This window comes from Sphingobium quisquiliarum P25, assembly GCF_000445065.1.
GTDB lineage: Bacteria > Pseudomonadota > Alphaproteobacteria > Sphingomonadales > Sphingomonadaceae > Sphingobium > Sphingobium quisquiliarum.
Genome location: NZ_ATHO01000016.1, coordinates 1 through 6,641 on the forward strand (window position 1 = coordinate 1; position 6,641 = coordinate 6,641).

At 65.5% G+C, this 6,641-nt stretch carries 8 protein-coding genes and 1 tRNA gene; 3 read left to right on the forward strand and 6 right to left on the reverse strand.

Annotation, left to right across the window (positions count from 1 at the left end; genetic code table 11):
- From L288_RS24680 to yajC, 5 genes are all read right to left on the reverse strand, one after another.
- The coding region (locus L288_RS24680; RefSeq protein ID WP_021236806.1) for a Ppx/GppA phosphatase family protein at nucleotides 1-770 on the reverse strand (770 nt) is incomplete at its 3' end.
- 148 nt (nucleotides 771-918) lie between these two features.
- Nucleotides 919-1,260: an Mth938-like domain-containing protein gene (locus L288_RS0121185; RefSeq protein WP_051209603.1), complete on the reverse strand. Its 342-nt coding sequence runs from the start codon at nucleotides 1,258-1,260 to the stop codon at nucleotides 919-921.
- Between the two features lie 53 nt (nucleotides 1,261-1,313).
- On the reverse strand, nucleotides 1,314-2,297 hold the full coding sequence (gene secF, locus L288_RS24685) for a protein translocase subunit SecF (RefSeq protein WP_021236808.1): 984 nt from the start codon (nucleotides 2,295-2,297) through the stop codon (nucleotides 1,314-1,316).
- Between the two features lie 276 nt (nucleotides 2,298-2,573).
- Nucleotides 2,574-4,172, reverse strand: coding sequence for a protein translocase subunit SecD (gene secD, locus L288_RS24690; protein WP_021236809.1), 1,599 nt, complete (start codon nucleotides 4,170-4,172; stop codon nucleotides 2,574-2,576).
- Between the two features lie 7 nt (nucleotides 4,173-4,179).
- On the reverse strand, nucleotides 4,180-4,515 hold the full coding sequence (gene yajC, locus L288_RS24695; RefSeq protein WP_021236810.1) for a preprotein translocase subunit YajC: 336 nt from the start codon (nucleotides 4,513-4,515) through the stop codon (nucleotides 4,180-4,182).
- A gap of 187 nt (nucleotides 4,516-4,702) precedes the next feature.
- Between yajC and L288_RS24700 the strand changes: the two genes are divergently transcribed.
- The 3 genes from L288_RS24700 to L288_RS24710 all read left to right on the forward strand — a co-directional run bounded on the left by L288_RS24700 (nucleotide 4,703) and on the right by L288_RS24710 (nucleotide 5,756).
- Nucleotides 4,703-4,779, forward strand: a tRNA-Pro gene (locus tag L288_RS24700).
- Nucleotides 4,780-4,928: 149 nt separating this feature from the next.
- Complete coding sequence (locus tag L288_RS24705) at nucleotides 4,929-5,471, forward strand: glycoside hydrolase family 108 protein (RefSeq protein ID WP_021236811.1); 543 nt, start codon at nucleotides 4,929-4,931, stop codon at nucleotides 5,469-5,471.
- Nucleotides 5,472-5,483: 12 nt separating this feature from the next.
- The gene (locus tag L288_RS24710; RefSeq protein ID WP_021236812.1) at nucleotides 5,484-5,756 is read left to right on the forward strand and encodes a 3TM-type holin; all 273 of its coding nucleotides are present in this window, start codon (nucleotides 5,484-5,486) and stop codon (nucleotides 5,754-5,756) included.
- Between the two features lie 473 nt (nucleotides 5,757-6,229).
- Here L288_RS24710 and L288_RS43400 read toward each other — a convergent pair.
- On the reverse strand, nucleotides 6,230-6,641 hold a 412-nt coding region (locus L288_RS43400), incomplete at its 5' end, for a hypothetical protein (protein WP_021236813.1).

The following is a 6,641-nucleotide window of genomic DNA, read 5'->3' on the forward strand; positions in this document are numbered from 1 at the left end:
AGGCGGCGGGCGAGCGGCGCGAAGGCGTCGGCGACGCGGGCGCGCATCCGCGCATAGGCGTTCAACCGCTCGGCCGGGTCGGCATGGTCGAACATCTCGCTTTCGGTGAGGGAAACCACGCCCCAGGGCGCGCTCACCCAATCGACGATATGCGGCACGCCCGAACAATTGGCGTCGACCAGCACCAGTTCGGTCGATCCGCCGCCAATGTCGAAGATCAGCGCCGGGCCGTCCCCCGGCTCCAGCAGCACATGGCATCCCATGACCGCCAGCCGCGCTTCCTCCTGCGCGCTGATGATGTCGAGCGCTATGCCGGTTTCCCGATAGACCCGCTGGATGAAATCCGCGCCGTTGGACGCCCGGCGGCAGGCTTCGGTCGCGACCGACCGGGCCAGCGTGACATGGCGGCGGCGCAGCTTGTCCGCGCATACCGCCAGCGCTGAAATGGCGCGCTCAATGGCTGAGTCGCTGATCCGGCCGGTAGCGGCCAGCCCCTCGCCCAGGCGGACGATCCGCGAAAAGGCATCGACGACTATGAACCCGTCCGACGACGGCTTGGCGATCAGCAGGCGGCAATTGTTCGTCCCAAGGTCGATCGCCGCATAAGAGCGCCTGCCGCGCGCCGGATGAGGCGAGAGGCCCCGCTGCTTCGACGGGGGAGTGATGGCCGCAGCCTTGCTCCCATTACCCTGGCCGGACCGGGCGCTTTGGCCCGAAACACCTCCGGCGGGACCGGAACTCTGCGGCAATGGGCGGCTGTGCTGCACCATGGCCGTATCTCTTTTCTATCTTCGCCGACACCGATGGGGTGCGGAACTTGGTCCCAAGACTATGCGGATGCGCGGCAAAGCGCAAGACAGGGCCGGAAAAGCAATGGCATGCCGCGCCACAGACGGGGAAGCGGCACGGCGGCGCGCTTCAAAGCGGCATCAGGGCGGCGGCGATCCAACGTTCCTCCGCCCGCAACACGCCCCAGGCGCGCGCGGCGGCGCGGCTGTCCATCGCTTCGATGCCGATGTCCATCGCTTCCAGTTCGCGGACGAACGGCCGGGGCGGTTGCGCCAGACGCGCGCCGGTGCCGAGCAGCAGGAATTCGGGCCGTGGCTGCATCTCCAGCACGGTGCCGAGCGCCGCCATCGTCAGCCCCTCGACAAGCGGCGCGTCATCCCATGCCCAGGCGCCGTTAGGGTTGAGCAGCAGGCCCGCCGGAAAGACGTCATCCCTGACGCGGAAACCGCGCCCGGAAAAGCCGGTGACGATCGGCCCCTGCCCGGTTTCGTCCCGGCGCAGTTCGATCCCGCTGCGCTTGCCGTTCAGGGCCTTGCCCCGTCATCGCGCGGCCCCATCCGCTCCGCCTGGGCGGCGAGGCCGGACTTGCTGCCCTTGCCCTCGATCTGCGGCTTCAATCCCAGGGTGATGAGCAGCGACGAGGACACATAGACCGACGAATAGGTGCCAACGACGATGCCCAGCATCATCGCGGCGGTAAAGCCGCGCAGCACATGGCCGCCGAACAGCAGCAGCGCGCCGAGCGCCAGCATGATCGTGACCGATGTCATGACGGTGCGCGGCAGCGTCTCGTTGACGGACAGGTCGATCAGCGACTTCATGTCCATCTTGCGGTACTTGCGCATATTTTCACGGATGCGGTCGTCGATCACCATCTTGTCATTGATCGAATAGCCCACGATCGTCAGGACGGCGGCGACGATATTGAGGTCGAACTCCAGCTGGGTGACGGCGAAGAATCCCAGCGTCATCAGCACGTCGTGCATGATCGCGACGAAGGTGGACACGCCGAACTGCCATTCATACCGGAACCAGGAAAAGACCGCGATGCCGATCACCGCCAGCATCACGGCCAGCACGCCATTCTGGATCAGCTCGCCCGACACCTTGCCCGACACGGTGTCGTAGCGGGAAAAGGTGACGCCGGGAAATTCCGCCGTCATCGCCCTGCGCGCCTTTTCCACGATGGCGTTGGCAGCGCCCGCGCCGCCCTCTTCGGGCAAGGGTAGGCGAATCTGCACCGTCCGGGGGTCGCCGAACTGCTGGAGCGAGCCATCGCCCACGCCCAGCCGGTCGATCGTGGTCCGCACCCGGTCGAGTTGCGCTGGCTGCTGGAACCTGGCCTCGATCATGAGGCCGCCGACGAAATCGACGCCCAGGTTCAGGCCGCGATAGGCGGTTGCGCCGACCGCCAGCACCGTCAGCAGCGCCGTCAGGGCAAAGGCCCAGTGCCGCAGCTTGACGAAGCCGATATTCGTATTGTCGGGGACGAGCTTCAGAAGTTTCATGATATTAGCCTAGGACCGATCGACATTCAGGAGATGGCGAGCAGAAAATCGTGGTTTTTCGCGTCCCGGCGCGCAGCGTATTCAAGGTATGCGAGCACCGGAAGCGCGAAGAACCGCCATTTGCAGGCCGCCAGGATGGCATGCCGATCGGTCCTGACCCCTTCGGGCCTAGGGAAGCCGGAACCCCGCGCCGGGCGCGGCGAAGCGGCTTCGCCCGCGGTTCAGCCGCGCCCTTCGGCGCGCACAGGGCGAACGGACATGCGGCGGACGCCCCTGTCATATGTGGATCTCCGTCGGGCGATGGGTGCGAAGCCAGCGCGCCACGAGCAGGCGGGTGAAGGTGACGGCGGTGAACACGCTGGTCGCGATGCCGATCAGCAGCACGATCGCGAAGCCCTTGACCGGGCCGGAGCCCAGCGCCAGCATGATGCCGCCAGCGATCGCATGGGTGACGTTCGCTTCGAAGATGGTGCGGCTGGCTTCCTTGTATCCGAACTGGATGGCCTGCACGACGCCGCGCCCGCGCCGCCGCTCCTCGCGAATACGCTCGTAGATGAGCACGTTGGCGTCGACCGCCGTGCCGATGGTCAGCACGAACCCGGCGATGCCCGGCAGTGTCAGCGTCGCGCCCAATATGCCCATCACGCCCAGGATGACCAGCACGTTGATCGCGACGGCCAGGTTCGCATACATGCCGAAACGGCCGTAGCTGACGAACATGAAGGCGGCGACCGCGACCACCGCGATGATGGAGGCGACAAGCCCCGCACGGATCGAATCCGCGCCAAGCTGCGGCCCGACAGTGCGCTCCTCCACCACCGTCAGCGCGACCGGCAGCTTGCCCGACCGCAGCGCGATGGCGAGCTGGTTGGCGCTCTCCACGGTGAAATTGCCGCTGATCTGGGCGGACCCGCCCAGGATCGGCTCGTTGATATTGGGGGCAGACAGCACCTTGCCATCCAGGATGATGGCGAAGGGGCGATTGACATTCTGCGACGTCACCTGGCCGAACTTGCGTCCGCCCGATCCGTTGAAGCGGATGTTGACGATCGGCTGGTTGTTCTGGTCATATCCCTGCGTCGCGTCGGTCAGGTCCTCGCCCGACACCATGACCTGCCGCTTCACCGCGATGGCCGGAATGCCGGACGGATTGTCGGGATAGGGCAGCACCTCGCTGCCCACCGGCGCGCGGCCCTGCGCGGCTTCGGCCGGATTGGCGGTCGTGTCGACCAGCTTGAATTCCAGCTTGGCGGTCTGGCCGAGAAGGTCCTTGAGCGCCTTGGGGTCCTGAAGCCCCGGCACCTGGACGACGATGCGGTTGCCGCCCTGCTGCTGGATCGTCGGTTCGCGCGTGCCCATCTCGTCGATGCGCTTGCGGATGACCTCCGTGGCGACCTCCATCGCGCTCTTGACCGCATTGTCGATGCCCGCGCTGGTCGGGGTGACGACGATGGTGGAGCTGTTCACCACCTCCACATTGAAGTCGCGCTGGCCGGTGAGCCCCGCGCCCTGCGTCAGCGGGCGGATGCGCTCGACGGCGGCGTCCACCTGCGCGGGGTTGCGGACCATGAAGCTGAGCTTGCCGCCACGGCTGGAAATGTCGCCGATCGCGATGCGCTCTCCGCCCCTGCGCAGTTCGGTGCGGACCTGCTCCTCCATATTGGCGAGGCGCTGCTTCGCCACGTCCTGGGTCGACGCTTCGAGCAGCAGGTGGCTGCCGCCCGACAGGTCGAGCCCCAGATTGACGCGCGTTTGCAGCGGCTGGGGCAGCCTGCTCACCACATTGTCGGGCAGGAAGCTGGGGATGGCGCACAGCACGCCGATCAGCAAGGGCAGCAATATCCCGGCAACGGCCCAGCGCGAGAAGTTCAGCATCTGGTGTTCAGTCGTTCGCAGGCTTGGCAGCCGCGGGATCGACGACGTCGGTCAGCGTCGCCTTGACCGCCTTGACCTTCATCCCCGGCGCGAGTTCGACGTCGCAATAGATGTCGTCCACGCGCACCACCTTGCCGACGAGGCCGCCGCCGGTCACGACCTGATCGCCCTTCTTCACCGCGTCAATCTTGGCCTTGTGGTCCTTCATCCGCTTCTGCTGCGGACGGATCAGCAGGAAGTAGAAGACGACGAAGATGAGGACCAGCGGGGCCAGCTGCACCAGCATGGATGCGCCGGACGATGGTTCGCCCGCAGTCTGAGCAAAGGCCGGAGTAATGAGCATGAGTGGGACTTTCGCCTTATTCTCTTGTCCAGCCGCAGACGGGAAAGTGCCTGCGGATCAAGGGCGCGCGGCTAACACAGATGCAGCTTTGGAGGCAACATGATTAGGGATTGCGCCGTACGGTAAAAAGCCTGCGCCTAATGTCTTGCATGTTGTTCGACATGCTTCTATGTGCCGCCCCTCCGGTCGGGACGTAGCGCAGCCTGGTAGCGCATCACACTGGGGGTGTGGGGGTCGGAGGTTCGAATCCTCTCGTCCCGACCAAATCATGCCGGAGAAGCGCTTGCGGCTTCTCCCTCCCCTCTGATTTCCCAAGCCATTCACCCGCCTCAAAGGACGCGCATTTTTCCGCTGTCCTACAACGAACCAAATGGGATAACTGATTCGCCTTCAACAACAGGGAAGGCGGATCGATGGACATTTCGGCACTGATAGATGAAGTGATCGCGCGGGAAGGCGGCTACAGCAACCATCCCGCCGATCTTGGCGGCCCGACGCGCTTCGGGATCACCCAGGCGGTGGCGCGGGCGAACGGCTATGCCGGGGACATGAAGGTGATGCCGCGGACCGTGGCCGAAACCATTTACCGCAGGGTTTATTGGGAGCGCCCCGGCTATGCCTTCGTCGCGGAAATGGCGCCGCGCCTTGCCGCCGAACTGCTGGATACGGCAGTGAATATGGGGCCCGGCACCGCCACCGGCTTCCTGCAACGGGCGCTGAACGCCTTCAACCGGAACCAGCAGGATTATCCCGATTTGAAGGTCGACCGGCGGATCGGCGCCAGGACGCTCGCCGCGTTGCGCGCCTTCCTCGCCTTGCGCGGAAAAAAGGGCGGCGAGGCGGTGCTGCTCAAGGCCGTCGATATCCTCCAGGGCGAGCGTTATCTGTCGCTGGCGGAACTGCGCCCGGCCAACGAAGCCTTCCTCTATGGCTGGTTCGCCAACCGGATCGGTTAAGGGAGGGAAGCCATGGCGGTCATCAAAAGACGGCGGCCCGCGCGGGATGTCTGGACGTTGCGCGCGCGGCCTGCCTTTCTCTACGTCATGTACGGGCTGCTTCTTTGGTCCGTGCCGCTGGGCCTGATCGGCGGCGTCAGGCCTGACGTGGCGCAAGCGATCATCGCGGCGACCCAGGCCTATTTCAACGCGCTGCCCGAACCGCTCTACGCTTTGTTCGGCACGGGTTATCTCGGCTACACGGCTGCGCGCACCTGGGGAAAGGCGAAGGGGGTGGAGCGCTGAGGCGCCCGGCCTCCTGACACCGCGGACATGAGAGGGGCCGCCGGGACAGATCATCCCGACGGCCCTTCATTGACATGGTCAGCGGCCGGAAGCGCCGCCCAGGGAAACGTTTGTCGCGCTATTTTCGATTGAGCGGCGGTGTCCGGCGGACGGCCGGTGCGACCCGAATGACAGCTCTATCGAAAATCGACGCAGATGGCGTCGCTCAGCGGCGCGTTTCCCGAAGGGACTTGACCGACCTCACTGCTGAACCATGAGACATCGGATCACCTCCTTTCGCTTGTTTAAGCCCGCGCGACCCGGCTCAAAACGACCTTTCACCTGGCCACGAACCGGACTGTGAATCAGACGGGATGCACGATCAAGACTTGTAAAATTCTTTTTTCGAATCATACTTTCGCGTCCGCCAAAACGCTTGATATGGCGTTTCGCGGCTCGAACGGGCACCAGATGTACGGTCTGGCGTCCGCCGTTCAGCCCCGGCAATCCTCTATCACGCGGCTGACCTCGGCCCACACCGGCAAGATCAGCATGTCGCCCCCCGCCACCTCCAGCGCGAAGCGGCCCCGGCTGTAGGCGATCTGATCCAGCGTCGCGTCGGCAGCAGCCCGCGTCGCGACCATGCCCGCTGGCGAAGCGCTTGCAGGCCAGCTCACCGCGCCATAGCTGGTGCGTATGACCATCGCGCCTTGACCGCCTCCGGCACGCGTCAGGCTGATCCGCCGCCCCGCCCTGTCGCAGCGCAGGACCACGAGCGGCGCGGCGGACGCGGCTGAGAAGGTCGCGGACGATCCCGCCGGGTCCGTGCGATAGCTCCAGTTTCCCGGCGTGGTGGCGCGATACTGCCATTCCACCGGCGCTGGCGGCGGGGCGGACGAAGCGGGC